This is a genomic window from Stenotrophomonas sp. GW821-FHT01H02A, assembly GCF_059422145.1.
Genome location: NZ_JBWKWI010000010.1, coordinates 99,339 through 115,560, shown reverse-complemented (window position 1 = coordinate 115,560; position 16,222 = coordinate 99,339). Strand labels below are relative to the sequence as shown.

Here is a 16,222-nt window from a genome sequence, read left to right as displayed (position 1 = left end):
CATCGCCCCCCGTCCAGCGGTGGTGCTCAGTAACGATAGTTCACTTTGAGCCAGGCCGTGCGACCGGGTTCGTTGATCCGCACCGGATCGGCCGGGAAACCGAAATCGGCGCTGCCGGCCAGGTTCAGATGCTCGCTGTAGGCGCGGTCGAACAGGTTGTCGACGCCGGCGCTGACCAGCAGTGCGTCGTTGACCCGGTAGCCCGCGTTCAAGGCCAGGGTAGCGAAGCCGGCGCTGGGGCCCAGGTCGCGGGCGACCACGTTGCCCTGCCCGGCCGCGACCCGCCCCTGGCGGGACACCGCACGTGCCAGCGCCCCCACGGTCCAGCGTTCGCCTTCCCAGGCAGTGCTGAGGCGGGCTTCCAGCGGCGGCATCTGCGGGAGGGCGCGACCATCGCTGCGGTTCTCGCCCCAGGCATAGGCCAGCGTGCCGCCGAGCGTCCACTGCGGGGCCAGCTGCCATTCCGCACCGGCCTCGGCGCCGGCGATGCGCGCATCCACATTGGAGGCCTGGCTGGTGCTGCCCATCATGCCGCCGTCGCGGTAGGTGAACAGGATGTAGTCCTGGAGGCGCCCGGCATACGCCGAGACCCAGGCATTGAGGCGGTCGGTGCGGTACTGCAGGCCCAGATCGAGCTGGGTGGTTTTTTCCGGCTGCACGCCGGTGAAGGCGTTGATCGCGCCCACCGGGCCGAGATCCGGCGAGAACAGTTCCCAGTAGTCGGGCATGCGCTCGCTGTGGCCAACGCCGGCGTACCAGGTCAACGCGGGTGCGAGGTCGCGCTCGAACCGGACGAAGCCGCTGCCGAGGTTCTCGCGACGGGTCTGCCCGGCGGTCGGGTTCGGCATCGCCATCATGCCGGCGGTGGCGCGCTCATCCTTCACCTCGGCGCGGTCGATGCGCAGGCCACCGACCCAGCGTTGCGCGGTGCCCTCGCCCAGGGTGATCTCGGTGAATGCACCGAGGTTCTCGAAGCGCGCGTCGGTGCGCCACGGCTGCTGCCGGTACACGTTGCGCCCCATCCCGTTGCGGCTGCGATGACGGCTGTCCTGCACGTCCACGCCGGCCACGATGGCGATGTCCTGCCAGCGCCACTCCGAGGCGATGCGGCCACCGGTGGTGCGACGATCGACGTTGGACGCCATCGGCATCGGCATGCTGCTGGCCGGGTTCGGCGTGCGCAGCGTGTAGTTGTCCATCACGTGGTCGGCGTCGTTGTAGTACAGGTTCGCCTGCAGCTTGTCCCATGCACCGGGCAGATTGTCCTTTTCGAATCGTGCGGCGTAGCTGGTGCGCTTGAACGCGGCACCGTCCATGCCGCGGCCGGCGTAGCGCGCGATCGCATCGCCGGTGCCGGCCGACAGCTCCAGCACGGTATCGGCATCGGGCGTCCAGCCGACCGCGACGTCGCTGTTCCACTTGCGCCACTTGGATGGCACCACGTCACCGTTGCCATCCTCGTAGTCATCCGATTCGGAGCGGTTGCCGTTGATGCGCACGTAGCCCGGTGCGGCGCCGGCGGTGAGATCGAGCACCTGGTCGTTGCGGTTGCGCGAGCCGACCAGCGCACTGGCGTTGATGTCCATGCCCGGCTGATCGAAACGCGGCGTATCGCGCTCGAAGCGCACCGTGCCGGCCGAGGCGCCGGCGCCCCAGCGCACGCTCTGAGGCCCCTTGATGATGGTCAAGCGGTCGAAGGTTTCCGGGGCGATGTAGGACAAGGGGTTGTCCATGCGCGAAGGACACGCACCGATCAGGTTGCCTTCGTTGCTGACGATGTTCAGGCGCGAGCCGAACATGCCGCGCAGCACCGGATCGCCGTTGGTGCCGCCGTTGCGGACCGCGGCGAAGCCGGGAACCGTCTTCAGGTAATCGGCGCCATCGCTGGCCGGCACCGGCTGCCGCGGCAGGCGCGGATCGGTGACCCAGTGCAGCGGCGAGGACGGCGCGGTGGCGGTGACCACCAGCGTATCGAGGGTGCGGGCGTCATCGTTGGCGGCATGCAGCGGCAGCGCGACCAGGGCCAGCGAGAGGGAAACAGACAGGCGCGTCAGTGCGCCCGCGCTGCGGGAAGAAACAGTCATGGTGAAACTCCAGAAAAGCACGCAGGCACGCGCCGCCATCACGGCGACACGGGCAGGAAGGGCGGTGGTTTCAGGAGAGCGCGGGCGGGCCGCGCGCGGCGTGGGCCGGCCAGCGCAGGCTGCGTGGCGTGGGCACCGCGCGCAGCACGCGCGGTGCGATGACCGGCATCGCCGGCAACAGCAGGATCAGCACCGCCAGCCACGGCATCAGCCGCGAGGCCATCATGCAGTACTCGCAGGCGTCGCCATGCCCGGCGTGCTCGCTCATCGGCGGCGGCGACGGCACGGGGGCGTCATGGGCACCCGGCGTGGCATCCACCGCCATGGGCTGCATCGCCATGTCGTGATGCGGCATGAGGTGATGTTGCATGTCGTGCTGCGGCATGGCGTGCCCCGCGTGCGCATCCGGCGGCGCAGGCATCGCGTGGGTCATGCCGGTCGGCATCAGCATCACCGGGGCTTCGGCGTGCGCCTGCTGCCAGCGGCTGAGCAGCGGCGCCAGCGCCATCAGCAGCGTCGCCACGAAGGCAAGCTGCAGAAAAACGGCATACGGGCGACGGCGGACGTTCACCCCGTCATGGTAGCGCCCGACCGTGGGCCGGGCAGCCCGAAACCCTGCGACCAACCGTCGCAGTGGCCTTTTCTTCTGTTGAAGGGGGCGCGCCAACGGCGCGGGGAAGAGGGGGAATGCGCGGGCAGACCATCACCGTCGTCAGACGGTGATGGTCTGCGTCAGCGATTCCCAGGTCGGCGGCAGCGGCCAGTTCGCGTCCTGGTTGCCGTCGATGACCCGGCGCAGGTCGCGGGTATCGATCTGCGGGGCCAGCACGTGCACCAGTTCCAGCGCGTAATTGCGCAGCACGCGGTCGCGCGGCAGCACCGCCCAGGCGATGCACTCGTCGATCGGGGCCGGGGCCGGCCACGCACGCAGATCGTCGTCGCTCGCATTGACGGCCATTTCCGCCAACAGGCCCACGCCCAGTCCGGTGCGCACGTAGGTCTTGATCAGGTCCGCGTCGAGCGCGGTCAGGGCGATGTCCGGGGTCAGCCCGGCGCCCGCGAAGGCGCGCTGCAGCGACGAGCTGCCGCGGGTAGAGGACTCGTAACTGATCAGCGGGTAGTTGGCGAGCGCCTGCAGGTCCGGCGCTGCGCCCGGACGGTCCAGCGCGTGCCCGCGCGGCACCAGCACCAGACGGCGCCAGCGGTACAGCGGAATCGCCAGCCCGGCATTGGGCTCACCGCCGGCGGTGCTGATGATCGCGATGTCCGCATCGCCCTGGCTGAGCAGGTCCAGCGCATCGCTTTCGGCCGCCTGCTGCAGGTGCACGCTGACCTGCGGGTAGGCCTGCTTGATCCGCGCCACCGCCGGCGGCAATACGAAGCGCGCCTGGGTATGGGTGGTGGTGAGCACCAGCTGGCCCTGGCTTTCACGACGCTGGTTGGCCGCATAGGTACGGATGTTGTTCGCTTCGCCGAGGACGGCGCGGGCGCGGCCGATCACTTCCACCCCGGCCGGGGTCACCGCCTCCAGGCTGCGGCCCTTGCGTACGAACAGCAGGAAGCCGAGTTCATCCTCCAGCTGCTTGAGCTGCTTGGACAGGCCGGGCTGGGTGGCGTGCACACGGGACGCCGCCAGCGTGATGTTCAGTTCGGCGTCGGCGATGGCGACCAGATAGCGAAGTTGGGTCAGCGTCATGGGCGGGCGATACGGCGCATGGAGAGGGGGGCCATCCGACTGTAGGGCAAATGCCGTCACCAGCTTATAACCAAACGTTGTTTAAGAAGGTAATCAGGTCATTTCGCGCGGTCATATGCCGGCGCTACGGTCTGACCGACCCCGGGCCGGATCACGTGCGGGCGCCCTGCGCCGCCACCGCCCGACCCTTCCCCGCCGCACGGCCCCCGGGCGGCACCGACACCTCCGGAGCATCTCCATGGCCCTGTACGACTCCATCCTGGACACCATCGGCAACACCCCGGTGGTGCGCCTGCACCGTCTCGCCCCCGCGCACGTCACCGTGTATGCCAAGGTCGAGTCGTTCAACCCGGGCGGCTCGGTCAAGGACCGGCTGGCACTGGCGATCATTCTCGACGCGGAGGCCAAGGGCCTGCTCAAGCCGGGCGATACGATCGTGGAGGCGACCTCCGGCAACACCGGCGTCGCGCTGGCGATGGTCGCGGCCGCGCGCGGCTACAAGTTCGTGGCCACGATGGTGGAGACCTTCTCGATCGAGCGCCGCAAATTGATGCGTGCCTATGGCGCCAAGGTGATCCTGACCCCGGCCGCCGAGCGTGGCTCGGGCATGGTGCGCCGGGCGAAGGAACTGGCTGAGGAGCATGGCTGGTTCCTGGCCAGCCAGTTCGCCAATCCGGCCAACCCGGCCTATCACCGCAACACCACCGCGCCGGAGATCCTGCGCGATTTCGCCGGCAAGCGGCTGGACTACTTCGTGACCGGCTGGGGCACCGGCGGCACCCTGACCGGAGTCGGCGAGATGCTCAAGGTTGCCCGCCCGGAGACCCGCATCGTCGCCACCGAGCCCGAGGGCGCCGCTCTGCTCAAGGGCGATGAGTGGAAGCCGCACAAGATCCAGGGTTGGACCCCGGACTTCGTGCCGGAGGTACTCAACCGCGGCGTCTACGACGAACTGCTGACCATCGACGATGCACGGGCGATCGAAACCTCGCGCCGGCTGGCGGCCGAGGAAGGCATCTTCGTCGGCATCTCGGCCGGTGCCACCGCCGCCAGCGCGCTGGACATCGCGGCCAAGGCCGCGCCGGGGTCGGTGATCCTGGCGATGCTGCCCGACACCGGCGAGCGCTACTTCTCCACCCCGCTGTTCGCCGACATCAACGAAGGCTCCGACGACGACTGGCTGGCCGGTCTGCCCTGATCCGTCCGTTGCTCCGGAAGCACGAAACGCCCGCCCTGACCGGCGGGCGTTCTGCTTGGGGCGCTTCATCTGCGGTGAAGCGATCCGGCGGCATCGTGTGAAGGTCAGCCAGCGCTCGCCGGGGCGCACTGCCTGAGACGACGATGACGTAGCCTAGATGTCCTGCCGGGTACCGTGCAGGTCAGGCACGTCATTCCGTTGTATGGACCCGGTAACAGTGAGTAAGGAGCGGTACGCATGAAGATCGAAGTGTGGCAGGGCGACATCACGACCCTGGCGGTGGATGCGATCGTCAATGCGGCCAACGAGTCCCTGCTGGGCGGCGGTGGTGTGGACGGCGCGATCCATCGTGCGGCGGGCCCGCAGTTGCTCGACGCGTGCCGCGCCCTGCCGGAGATCCGCCCCGGCATGCGCTGCCCGACCGGCGAAGTGCGCGAGACGCCGGCCTTCGAGCTGCCGGCCAGGCATGTGTTCCACACGGTCGGCCCGGTCTGGCAGGACGGCCTGCGCGATGAGCCGGCGCTGTTGGCCAACTGCTACGGGAAATCGCTGCAGCTGGCCGAAAAGCTGGATCTGGAATCGATCGCCTTCCCGGCGATCAGCTGCGGGGTGTTCGGCTATCCGCTGCACCAGGCCGCGCACATCGCCGCCACCGAGACCCTGACCTGGCAGCGCTCGCACCAGCAGCCGCGCCGGATCATCCTGGTCGCGTACAACGCAGCAACGTACAAGGCCTACCAGTCAGCGCTCGCGGCAGCAGGCCAGCCGGTCGAACCCTCGACGTCGGCGATCTTCGCGCCGCTGCCGTTGGGGCTGCCGCCGGCGGCGGCGCACTGAGGCGTCAGCCCACGCCATAGACCCAACGCGCGAAGAACGGCTGCAATGAGCGGCCGACCGCGGTTTCCATCGCACACTGGAAATCGGCGGTCACCACCGAGCGTCCATCATTGGCCTGCGTGTACGCACGGATGCCGCGCCAGAACGCGGCCTCACCCATGTCGCTGCGCAGCAGGTGCAGCACGTACGCGCCCTTCTGGTACACCACCGCGCGGTCATCGCCGGTCGGCGCGCTCCAGTCCGCGTACACCAGCGCGTGATCCGCGCCCTTGGCACGCAACGCGTCCAGCCGCGTGCGCCAGATCGCCACCTGCGCCTGGTAGGCCGCCTCTCCCTGCGCCTGCTGGAGGTAGGCGGCGGTCATGAAGTTGGCCATGCCCTCGTTGAGCCAGAAATGCTCCCAGCCGGCGCAGGTCACCCGGTTGCCCCACCACTGATGCGCAGCCTCGTGCGCCATCAACGCGGTCTGGCCGGGATCCTCCAGCAGTTGCTGGCCGTAGCGCTCGGACATCAGCGACAGCCCGGCCATTTCCTGCTCGATCGTGCGGGCCACCAGCGCCTGATGATAGTCGCCGCGATACGGTAGTCCCGCTCGCTCTGCGAAGAAATCCAACATCGCGCCCGTGGCGCTGAACACGCGCCGCAGCTGCTCGGGCGAACGCTCCTTGGACAGGAACCGCAAGCCGGTCGCGCCATGTTGCTGCGTGGCTTCCTGATAGCGGCCCGCCGTGAAGCCGTAGACATACCCGGCATCGGCGTATCCAGCTGCCAGCGATGTTCGATGCGTCCATCGGCAAGCGTGCGCACCGGCAGCGCGCGGCCGGTGCCCGCCGCCAACAGGCCGGGCGGCAGGGTCACGGACAGCGCCAGCGTGGCGCGCTCGTCGGGGGCGTCCACCGAGGGCATCCACTGGCTGGTCGAGAAGATCGTGTAGACCTCGTCGCGCTCGGGCGCGAACTCCAGGCCGTAGGGCGGTGCGCCGTGATAGCGGATCGTCACGCTGGCGGTCGCTCCCCGCGCAAGCGGTTCGGCCAGTGTGATCTGCACCTTCGCGTCATCCTGCGCGAACGCCAACACGCGATCACCCTGCATCACGGCCGTCACATCGAGCGCGCCGCTGTCCAGCGTCACTGTGCGCAGCTCCTGCTCGGCTTTGAACCGCAGTGTCTGCTGGCCGGTGACGCGCTTGTGGGCGATGTCGGGCACCAGCGCGACGTCGTAATGCAGTACATCGAAGCCGCGCGGCACCACTGCGTGCGCCGGTGCGCTCCCCAGCAGCAATGGCACCACGCACAGCGGGACATAGAGACGAACGAACATGGGATCCATCCACGCGAAGGTGGATCGCATCGTGCCAGAGCACGCGCGCATTTGCGCACCGCTGTATCGCGCAGACAAAAACGCCGGCACGAGGCCGGCGTTTTCATTGACTGCGGTCAGGCGTGGATCAGCCGTTCCACTTGCCCAGTGCGGCCTGGCCGTTTTCCTTGGCGCGGTCGTAGATCGTCTGCTGCGCCTTGGCGACATTGGCCTTGGTGTCCTTGGCCCACAGCTTCAGCGCGGCCTGCTGCATGGCACGGCCGTAGGAGAAGCTCAGCGGCCACGGCAGGTTGCCCATCTGGTTCATGGCGTTCAGATGCGCGGTGGACTGCTCATCGCTCTGGCCACCGGACAGGAACACCACGCCCGGCAGGATCGCCGGCACGGTGCTCTTGAGGCACATCACGGTCGACTCGGCCACTTCCTCGACGTCGGCCTGCTCTTCGCAGCCCTTGCCGGAGATGACCATCGAGGCCTTCAGGATGGTGCCTTCCAGCAGCACGTTCTGCTGGTACAGCGCGTCGAACAGCGAACGCAGGGTCGCTTCGGTGACTTCGTAGCAGGTCTCGATGTCGTGGTCGCCGTCCATGATCACTTCCGGCTCGACCATCGGCACCAGGCCGCATTCCTGGCACAGCGCGGCATAACGGGCCAGCGCATGGGCATTGGATTCGATGCAGGTGCCCGACGGGATGCTTTCACCGATGTTGATGACCGCACGCCACTTGGCGAAGCGCGCACCCAGCTTGTAGTACTCCTGCAGGCGCTCGCGCAGGCCGTCCAGGCCTTCGGTGACCAGCTCGCCCGGGCAGCCGGCCAGGGCATGCGCGCCCTTGTCGACCTTGATGCCCGGAATGATGCCCTGGGCGGCCATGTACTTGGCGAACGGGACGCCGTCCTTGGTGGACTGACGGATGGTCTCGTCGTACAGGATCGCGCCGGAGATGTGCTCGTTCAGCTTGGGCGTGGTGAGCAGCAGTTCGCGGTAGGCGCGACGGTTCTCCTCGGTGTTCTCCAGGCCGACGCTGGCGAAGCGCTTGCCGATGGTGCCGGTGGATTCGTCGATCGCGATGATGCCCTTGCCCGGGGCGACCATGGCCTGTGCGGTTTCAGCCAGCTGTTCGATGCTCATGTACTTCCTGTGGCGGGTGCGGGAAAACGCCAATTATAGACCCCGCCTCCCGTGAACTGGCCGTCCACGGAATCTGGAAACGATTCCATCCGAAAACGGGCCCAGGCGATCGAATATGTATGGGGGAAAGCCCCCTGAGTGAGGGGGCGGCCGCGACGCGGCGGGGGTCTGGGAGATGGTAAGAAGTGGCCCACGGTTTGCAGCGCAAACCGTGGGACGACAGCGCGTATGCGATGACGCGTACCCTTAGAGTTCGCCGAGGCCGCTGGCACGGCCGTCTTCGCCCACTTCCAGCAGGCGCAGCGTGTTGGTGGCGCCATGGGTTTCCATGTGCTCGCCGCTGGTGAAGACCACGCGGTCACCGCCCTGCAGTTGGTTCGCTTCGAACAGCAGGCGGATGCTGCCGCGCGCGGCTTCGCGCGGGGTCAGGCCGCGGCTGTCGAAGTTGATCGGGAACACATCGCGCATCAGCGCCATCTGGCGGCGCGCGCCGTCATGGCGGGTCACTGCGAACACCGGGGCCGAGGCACGGAAACGCGACAGGTAACGCGCGGTGCCACCGGATTCGGTCATCGCCACGATCGCGCGCACGCCTACGTGCTGGGACAGGAACATGGTGGCCATGGCGATCGCCTGGTCGGCACGTTCCAGGTTGCGCGGCGAGGCGCCGAAATCGGTCTCGGTCTGGAACTGGCGTTCGGCACCCAGGCAGATGCGGGCCATCGCTTCGACCGCCTTGACCGGGTACATGCCGGCGGCGGTTTCGGCCGAGAGCATCACCGCATCGGTACCGTCGATGACCGAGTTGGCCACGTCCAGCACTTCGGCGCGGGTCGGGATCGGGCTTTCCACCATCGACTGCAGCATCTGGGTGGCGGTGATCACCACCTTGTTCTGCGCCAGCGAGGCCTTGATGATCTTCTTCTGCAGGCCCGGCAGTTCGGCGTCGCCGATTTCCACGCCCAGATCGCCGCGGGCGACCATGACCACGTCGCTGGCGTCGACGATCTCTTCCAGGTTGTCGATCGCTTCGGTGCGCTCGATCTTGGAGACCAGCGCGGCGTAGCAGCCATGCGACTCGGCGATCTCACGCGCGTCGTTCATGTCCTGCGCGTTGCGGCAGAACGAGACGGCGATGAAGTCCACGCCGATCTTGGCCACGATGCCGATCAGCTCTTTGTCGCGCTCGGTCAGCGCGCCCAGCGACAGGCCGCCACCCTGCTTGTTCAGGCCCTTGCGGTCGGACAGCACGCCATCGTTGAGCACGGTGTTGATGATGCGCTCGCCCTGTACCTCGGTGACCTGCAGCTGCATCAGGCCATCGTCGAGCAGCAGGATGTCACCGGCGGTCACGTCCTGCGGCAGGCCCAGGTAGCTCACGCCGACCTGGGTGGTGTCGCCGGCCGGTGCGTTCGGCGAGGCGACCAGGTCGAAGCGGTCGCCCGCCTTGAGCTTGATCTTGCCTTCGGCGAAACGCTCGATGCGGATCTTCGGGCCCGGCAGGTCGGCCAGGATGCCCACTTCCACGCCCACGCGGGCGGCGGCGGCACGCACGTCGGCGGCACGCTTGGCTTGGCCGGACGGGTCACCGTGGCTGAAGTTGAGGCGAACCACGTTCACGCCGGCGCGGAAGAGATCCTCCAGCACGCCCGGCGGGTCGGTGGCCGGTCCGAGGGTGGCGAGGATCTTGGTGCGACGCTGACGCTCAATCATGGTTAATGGGCTCCCGTTAAAGGAGCGAAATTAGCACACCCTTCACGTCCCATGAATACGTTTACAGCATTGGCACAGTTGGGTTTCGCTGTTGTCCTGCAGACAGCGCGAGACGGCCGGACGGACAGCCGTTTGGCTGCCCGTCGGCCAGCGCCAGCCCCGGCGGGGCTTTGCGCAGGACATGCGGCAGCGTACGGGACGCCGCCGGGTGCCTCAATCGATCAGCGTGAGCAACTCATCCGGCGCCTGCGCCAGGTGCGCCGCACCGGCCGCCGTGAGCTCGTCGGCACCGCCGAAACCCCACAACACGCCGATATTGCGCAGCCCGTGATGGCGCGCGCCTTCGATATCCATGCGCCGGTCGCCGATCATCCAGCACTGCGCCGGGGTCAACGACAGCCGGTGCAGGGCCTCGGCGACCAGCTGCGGCTTCTCGCTGCGGCTGCCGTCCGGGGTGGCCCCGATCACGTCCTCGAAGCAGTCACCGAACGGCAGGTGCTCGACGATGCGCCGCGCATGCGGTTCGTTCTTGGCGGTGACGATCGCCAGCCGATGGCCGCGGTCCTTCAGCGCCTGCACCACCTGGCCGATCCGCGGGTAGACCGCATGCTCGCGCCAGCCGACCACGTCGAAGCGCTCACGGTAATACGTCACCGCCTGCTCGACCTGGGCCGGATCGCTGAACAACGGGGCGAAGCTGGTGCGCAGCGATGGCCCGATCCAGCGCCGGAGCTCGGCCTGCGGCGGAACCGGCTGGCCCATCCGGGTGAGCGCATGCGCCACGCACTGGGTGATCCCGACGGCCGAATCGATCAGCGTGCCGTCGAGATCGAAGAACAGCACATCGCGGCTCACGAGCCGCGGGCCTCCAGCGCGGCGACGGCCGGCAGGGTCTTGCCTTCCAGGAACTCCAGGAACGCACCGCCGCCGGTGGAGATGTAGCTCACGTCATTGGCGATGTCGTACTTGTCGACCGCAGCCAGGGTGTCGCCACCGCCAGCGATCGAGAACGCCGGCGAGGCCGCGATGGCGCGGGCCAGCGCTTCGGTGCCATGGCTGAAGGCCTCGAACTCGAACACGCCGACCGGGCCGTTCCAGACCACGGTGCCGGCCTTGGCGATCAGCCCGGCGTAGTGCTGTGCGGTGTCCGGGCCGATATCCAGGATCAGGTCATCCTCGGCCACGTCGGCGACGGCCTTCACCGTGGCTTCGGCGTCCGGCAGGAACTGCTTGGCCACGACGACATCGGTCGGCAGCGGGATGTCGGCGCCGCGCGCCTTGGCATCGGCGACGATCTTCCTGGCGGTGTCCAACAGGTTCGGCTCATACAGCGACTTGCCGACCGAATGGCCCGCGGCCGCGATGAAGGTGTTGGCGATGCCACCGCCGACGATCAGCTGGTCGACCTTGCCGACCAGGCTGGAAAGCAGCTCAAGCTTGGTGCTGACCTTGCTGCCGGCCACGATCGCCAGCAGCGGCGGGGCCGGGGCAAGCAGTGCCTTGGCCAGCGCGTCCAGTTCGGCCATCAGCAACGGGCCACCGGCGGCGACCGGAGCGAAGCGGATCACGCCATGGGTGGAGGCCTGTGCACGGTGCGCGGTGCCGAAGGCATCCATCACGAACACATCGCAGAGCGCGGCGTACTTCTTCGCCAGCGCTTCATCGTCCTTGGCCTCGCCGACATTCATGCGGCAGTTTTCCAGCAGCACGATCGACCCCGGCGCGACCTGCACGCCGTCAACCCAATCGCGCACCAGCGGCACCTCGACACCCAGCAGCTGCGACAGGCGCAGCGCCACCGGGGCCAGCGACTCGGCCTCGCTCCACACGCCTTCCTTCGGACGCCCCAGGTGCGAGGTCACCATCACGGCAGCGCCCTTCTCCAGGGCCAGCTTCAGCGTCGGCAGCGATGCGGTGATGCGCTGTTCGGAGGTGATCTGGCCGTTGTCGACCGGCACATTCAGATCCTGGCGGATCAGCACGCGCTTGCCGGAGAGATCGAGGTCGGTCATGCGAACGATGGACATAAGCAACTCTTTGGCTCTGAAGAAGGAAGGGCGCCACGCGGCGCAGACCGTCATTGTCCCGGCTGCGACGGTGCACCGCAAACCTCTTAACGGGGACGGAGGTAGTTATTAATGGGGACGGGGGTAGTTAAGCGGGCTTAACTACCCCCGTCCCCGTTAAAACGCGGCTGGCGCAGCAGGCTCACCGCGAATCCGCCGACGATCAGCACGCCGATCACCAGCAGTGCCCACAGCAGCCACTGCTTCCAGTCGCGCTGCGGTACCACCGCGGCATCGCCGGCAAGCACTTCCGGCGCGCCCTGCACGGTGGCCTGCGCCGGCTGCCACTGCGCGCCATGCTGCTCGCGCAGCTGGGCGATCACGGTGGCCACCGGTGCGTCCTGGCGCTCGGCGCGCACGCTGCCGGCGGCCACCGCGTACGGCGGATCGCCCTGGCTGAGGAACACCAGCGCTTCGGGCTGGTAACCGAGCTTGAGCGTCGGCGCGGGCATCGACTGCGGTTGGCCCGCGATCAGTTTCCAGTAACGGTCACGCGTGCTGCGCGTCAGCGGCTGGGTCTGCGATTGCCGGCGGTCGGCGGCGTCCTGCAGCTGATAGGCCACCCACGGGCCCGCGCGGACCTGCCACGGCTGGTCGGCATCATCGCGGCTCAACAGCGTCCACTGCACCACGCTGTTGTCGGCGGTGGCGATATCCGCCTGCGCGATCGGGAAGCGCCCGTCGAGGTGATACTCGAACTCGCCGGGCTTGCCGGCGGTCCCGGCCAACGACTGCCAGCGCCACGCGATCGCCTGCGCAGTCGGCGCCAGCTCGGCCTGCACGGTGGACAGCGCCGGCAAGGCATCGGCGCCGATCGGCAGGATGCGGAAATACTTGGCCTGGCGCGCGATCTCGATGCGGCGCTGCTGCAGGCGGCGGCCTTCGTGCTGCAGGTCGACCAGCGGCACGTCATCGGCAATGCGCAGCCAATCACGCAGATCGTTGCTCATCTCCACCCGCACGCGCGCCTGCAGGGGCGCCTGGGTCTGCCAGTCCAGGCGCAGCGCCTGCACGCCGGTCTTCAGGGCACTGGCGTCGATCAACCAGCCCGCCGGCTGCCCGGCCGCCCCACCCCGCCCCAGCCGCGCTTCGACCCGGCGCACGCTGCCGTCGGTATTGCGTTCGGTGAACAGCTGCAGGTCATCGCCGGAGGTGCCCGCCATCGGTGGCAGCGGGAACCAGGACAGCGTCTGCCACTGCGGCGCCTGGGCCAGCGGCTGGTCCGCCGCGAGCAACGCCGAGGGCAGTGCCTGGCCCTGGGCATTGAACACCTGCACATCGGCCAGGCGCGGCGACACCGCGGTGCGGTACACGCCGTCGTCGAGCGTCAACCGGTACGCACCGGCCTGTGGCTGCGCGAGCTGCAGCGGCCATTGCTGGCGGTACGCCTGGCGGTCATCTGCGGTCTGGGCCAGCACCGGGTACGCCAGCGCGGCAAGCAGGATCAGCGGGCGGAAGGTCTTCAAGGTTGCGGCTCCACGGCGGAGTCCGGCGCGCGTGGCGGTGCCGGTGCCAGATAGCCCACGACCGTGCACAGCAGGCCGTAGGCGATGAAGGAAGAAATACCAAGCAGGTTGCCCAGGTGCTGGCGGTCGATCAGCACCAGCTTGGCCAGCACCACGCCCATCAGCACCGCGCCGACCAGCCACAGCACGCGTTGCCCGCGACGCGAGCCCCACACCCAGCTGATCACGCCGAGCACGCTCCAGACCACGGTCAGGCTGGTCTGGGCCAGGGTCGAGGACCACAAGCGCTCGTTCCACGGCACCGCGCCCCAGTGGTGCACCGCATGCAGGGTGATGCTGGTCAGGGCGACGAAGCCGGCAATCGCCAGCACCGGAATGCGGATCGCACGCAGGCCCTGCGGCGCCTGCGCGGACCACAGCCAGCGCGCGGCGAGGACCAGAACGGCGAACTGCGCCAGCTCCACCGGGTTGAGCAGCGGCAGCCACGGCAGCGGCGCGGCCCCGGCCGGGACCAGCAACAGGCCCACCCAGCTCGCGCCAAGCACCGCGAACAAGGTGCTCTGCAGCGGCGTACGCATCGGATCGAAGCGCTCGCCCAGCGGCACCGCCAGCCAGCGCCAGCGCAGCAGCGCCACCGCGGTGACCAGCAGCCACGGCAGCAGCATCAGGGCCAAGCCCCAGCCCTGCGCCAGCGCGAAGCGATCGGCCAGCCACAGGCAGGCCAGCGACACCACCGACGGCCACAGCAGCCACCACAGGAACTGTGCCGCCAGCGACGTGCGGTCTTCGCCCCCACGCAGACACCACAGGCTGCGTACGCCGAGCAGCGCGAACACCGCCCACGCCAGCGCGCCGTAGCCGGCGAACGGCTGGTCATGCACGTCGGCCTGCCACAGTGCCAACGGGAAGGCGGCCAGCACCATCGCCAGCGTGGTCAGCACCAGCGCGCGCGCCGGCCAGCGGCGATGCACCTCGGCGGCCAGCCACGCGGTCACCGCCGCGGCGATCAGCAGCGCATCGGGCTCGATGCGGTGGGTGACGAAGCGCAGGATCTCGTGGCTGACACTGCCCAGCCACCACAGCAGGCCCCACAGGTAGTACACGATGGCGGGCGCATCCTGCTGCGCGCGGCGGTAACTGAAGGCCGCGGCAAAACCGGCCAGTGCCAGCAGCAGCCCGCTCATGAACGTCGGGTTGGCGATGGCGGTGGCGTCCAGGTGCCAGTAATCCGCACCGACCACGAAGCCGAACGCGGCCCCCAGGGTCAGCAAGGCACCGGTGACCTGCGGCAGCCAGCGCTGCTGGCGCAGGCCCAGCCAGGCCAAGGCGGCGCCTTCCAGTGCGAACACACTGGCGGTGGCGCGTGCAGACAGCGCCAGCGGCACCGCCAACGTGGCGAAGCCAACCGCCAGCACCGCATGCGACTGGCCCAGCGCGGCGTAGCGCTCACGCTTGATCAATGCCCAGGCCAGACCGGCGTACAACGCCGCCAACACCAGCGAGCACAACGCCAGCAGCAGACGGTCGTCATGCAGCAGCCCGGCCTGCAGCGAGAAGGCGATCAGTGGCGTGCCGAACACCAGGCTGCCATCGACCAGATCGCGTTTCTCCGCGCTCTGCCGGCGCGCATAGAGGATCGGAATCAGCAGGTAGAAGACGAAGAACAGCAGCAGGAAGGGCTCGGTGCTGGCGAACTTGTCGGCGCTGTACTGGAGCACGCCCCAGGCCGTCCCGATGCCGAAGGTGAAGGCGAAGCCCAGCAGGTTCAGCGCGCGCCACGGACGCCACCAGGCAATCGCCAGGATGGCCGCATTGAGCACGGCGTAATAGGAGAACAGCGCGACGTGGTTGCCGCTGCCGGTGGACAGCCATATCGGCGCCATGAATCCGGCCAGGATGCCGAGCACCGCCAGCGTGCGCGAGTTCTGCACCACCGCCAGCACGCCCATGCCGGCGATCAGCAGCACGCTGAGCGCGAAGGCCGGTGCGACCGGCATCAGGTCATAGCGCTTGAACGCGGCGAAAATGGTCAGCAACAGGATGCCGATCGCCCCGCCCTGCAGCGCCAGCGCGAACAGGCGCCGGGTATCGCGCTGCAGCCAGCCGAATACCAGCCCGGCCAGCGCGGCGACCGCGATGGCGGCCAGGCGCAGCTCGATCGGTGCGTTCAACCAGCCCTGGTCGCTGGCGTACTTGAGCAGCGCGGCCACACCGGCCAGCAACACCAGCATGCCGATCTTGACCGGCACGTTGCCTTCGGTGAACCACTGTTTGAGGGTGCCGACGAGGCGCTCGCCGATGCCGGGCCCCTGGGGTTCAACCGGTGCCACCGGCGGCGCGGGCCTGGGCGGAATCGATGCGGCGAACGGCAGCGGTGGCGGCATGGCGGCCGCCGCGGCGGGTGCCGCCACGGTGTCCGCGGTCTCGACGGGCGTTTCGCCGCCGGGCTGCATGGCGAAGTCCAGCGGCGCGGCCACGGTGCCCACGGATTCACTATCCGTCCAGCGCAGTGGCCGTTCGGGTTCGGCCGGTGCCGGCGGGGTCTCCCAGGCAGACCCGGCGGCGCGCTGCTCCAGCGCGGCGACGCGTCGGCGCAGGCCGGCGATCATCACCAGCGCCACGATCAGCAGCAGCGGGATCGCCAGCAGTACCAGCACCAGCAGGACAATCAGAGCTTCCATTCCAGGCCATCCTCAAGAGGTCGCCACGG

At 68.6% G+C, this 16,222-nt stretch carries 13 protein-coding genes; 2 read left to right on the top strand and 11 right to left on the bottom strand.

All coding sequences use genetic code 11. From position 1 onward, the window contains the following. Positions 1–26: 26 nt before the first annotated feature. The 3 genes from AC07WC_RS15375 to AC07WC_RS15365 form a co-directional block, all read right to left on the bottom strand. Complete coding sequence (locus AC07WC_RS15375; RefSeq protein WP_495210767.1) at positions 27–2,084, bottom strand: TonB-dependent copper receptor; 2,058 nt, start codon at positions 2,082–2,084, stop codon at positions 27–29. Positions 2,085–2,154: 70 nt separating this feature from the next. After that, positions 2,155–2,592, bottom strand: coding sequence for a hypothetical protein (locus AC07WC_RS15370; RefSeq protein WP_495210846.1), 438 nt, complete (start codon positions 2,590–2,592; stop codon positions 2,155–2,157). Positions 2,593–2,796: 204 nt separating this feature from the next. Further along, positions 2,797–3,780, bottom strand: a complete 984-nt coding sequence (locus AC07WC_RS15365; protein ID WP_495210766.1) for a LysR family transcriptional regulator — start codon at positions 3,778–3,780, stop codon at positions 2,797–2,799. Between the two features lie 238 nt (positions 3,781–4,018). Between AC07WC_RS15365 and cysK the strand changes: the two genes are divergently transcribed. Then, a complete protein-coding gene (gene cysK / locus AC07WC_RS15360) occupies positions 4,019–4,978 on the top strand; it encodes a cysteine synthase A (RefSeq protein WP_495210765.1) in 960 nt (319 codons plus the stop codon). 237 nt (positions 4,979–5,215) lie between these two features. Next, positions 5,216–5,815 carry an O-acetyl-ADP-ribose deacetylase gene (locus AC07WC_RS15355; RefSeq protein ID WP_495210764.1) on the top strand — a complete coding sequence of 200 codons (600 nt, stop codon included), beginning with the start codon at positions 5,216–5,218 and terminating at the stop codon, positions 5,813–5,815. Between the two features lie 4 nt (positions 5,816–5,819). Here AC07WC_RS15355 and AC07WC_RS15350 read toward each other — a convergent pair whose 3' ends face one another. The 8 genes from AC07WC_RS15350 to AC07WC_RS15315 form a co-directional block, all read right to left on the bottom strand. Next, positions 5,820–6,368 carry a M1 family aminopeptidase gene (locus AC07WC_RS15350; protein WP_495210763.1) on the bottom strand — a complete coding sequence of 183 codons (549 nt, stop codon included), beginning with the start codon at positions 6,366–6,368 and terminating at the stop codon, positions 5,820–5,822. Continuing rightward, entirely contained in the window at positions 6,326–7,135 is an 810-nt protein-coding gene (locus AC07WC_RS15345; protein WP_495210762.1) for a gluzincin family metallopeptidase, read from the bottom strand. Before AC07WC_RS15345 ends, AC07WC_RS15350 begins: the two co-directional genes overlap by 43 nt. Positions 7,136–7,262: 127 nt before the next feature. Next, entirely contained in the window at positions 7,263–8,267 is a 1,005-nt protein-coding gene (locus tag AC07WC_RS15340) for a class I fructose-bisphosphate aldolase (RefSeq protein WP_019183908.1), read from the bottom strand. Positions 8,268–8,513: 246 nt separating this feature from the next. Further along, on the bottom strand, positions 8,514–9,980 hold the full coding sequence (pyk, locus tag AC07WC_RS15335) for a pyruvate kinase (RefSeq protein WP_019183907.1): 1,467 nt from the start codon (positions 9,978–9,980) through the stop codon (positions 8,514–8,516). Between the two features lie 213 nt (positions 9,981–10,193). Further along, positions 10,194–10,835 carry an HAD hydrolase-like protein gene (locus AC07WC_RS15330; protein WP_495210761.1) on the bottom strand — a complete coding sequence of 214 codons (642 nt, stop codon included), beginning with the start codon at positions 10,833–10,835 and terminating at the stop codon, positions 10,194–10,196. Continuing rightward, positions 10,832–12,007 (bottom strand): phosphoglycerate kinase, encoded by a 1,176-nt coding sequence (locus AC07WC_RS15325; protein WP_495210760.1) that lies wholly within the window; start codon positions 12,005–12,007, stop codon positions 10,832–10,834. Before AC07WC_RS15325 ends, AC07WC_RS15330 begins: the two co-directional genes overlap by 4 nt. A 137-nt stretch (positions 12,008–12,144) precedes the next feature. Continuing rightward, positions 12,145–13,512, bottom strand: coding sequence for a DUF3999 domain-containing protein (locus AC07WC_RS15320; RefSeq protein WP_495210759.1), 1,368 nt, complete (start codon positions 13,510–13,512; stop codon positions 12,145–12,147). Continuing rightward, the gene (locus tag AC07WC_RS15315; RefSeq protein WP_495210758.1) at positions 13,509–16,193 is read right to left on the bottom strand and encodes a DUF2339 domain-containing protein; all 2,685 of its coding nucleotides are present in this window, start codon (positions 16,191–16,193) and stop codon (positions 13,509–13,511) included. The genes AC07WC_RS15320 and AC07WC_RS15315 overlap by 4 nt, the downstream gene beginning before the upstream one ends. Positions 16,194–16,222 lie beyond the last annotated feature (29 nt).

Excerpts from the sequence above, each read along its gene's own strand:
- AC07WC_RS15375 (WP_495210767.1), bottom strand. The coding sequence starts at position 2,084 with ATGACTGTTTCTTCCCGCAGCGCGGGCGCACTGACGCGCCTGTCTGTT.
- AC07WC_RS15370 (WP_495210846.1), bottom strand. The coding sequence starts at position 2,592 with ATGGCGCTGGCGCCGCTGCTCAGCCGCTGGCAGCAGGCGCACGCCGAA.
- AC07WC_RS15365 (WP_495210766.1), bottom strand. The coding sequence starts at position 3,780 with ATGACGCTGACCCAACTTCGCTATCTGGTCGCCATCGCCGACGCCGAA.
- cysK (WP_495210765.1), top strand. The coding sequence starts at position 4,019 with ATGGCCCTGTACGACTCCATCCTGGACACCATCGGCAACACCCCGGTG.
- AC07WC_RS15355 (WP_495210764.1), top strand. The coding sequence starts at position 5,216 with ATGAAGATCGAAGTGTGGCAGGGCGACATCACGACCCTGGCGGTGGAT.
- AC07WC_RS15345 (WP_495210762.1), bottom strand. The coding sequence starts at position 7,135 with ATGTTCGTTCGTCTCTATGTCCCGCTGTGCGTGGTGCCATTGCTGCTG.
- AC07WC_RS15340 (WP_019183908.1), bottom strand. The coding sequence starts at position 8,267 with ATGAGCATCGAACAGCTGGCTGAAACCGCACAGGCCATGGTCGCCCCG.
- pyk (WP_019183907.1), bottom strand. The coding sequence starts at position 9,980 with ATGATTGAGCGTCAGCGTCGCACCAAGATCCTCGCCACCCTCGGACCG.
- AC07WC_RS15325 (WP_495210760.1), bottom strand. The coding sequence starts at position 12,007 with ATGTCCATCGTTCGCATGACCGACCTCGATCTCTCCGGCAAGCGCGTG.
- AC07WC_RS15315 (WP_495210758.1), bottom strand. The coding sequence starts at position 16,193 with ATGGAAGCTCTGATTGTCCTGCTGGTGCTGGTACTGCTGGCGATCCCG.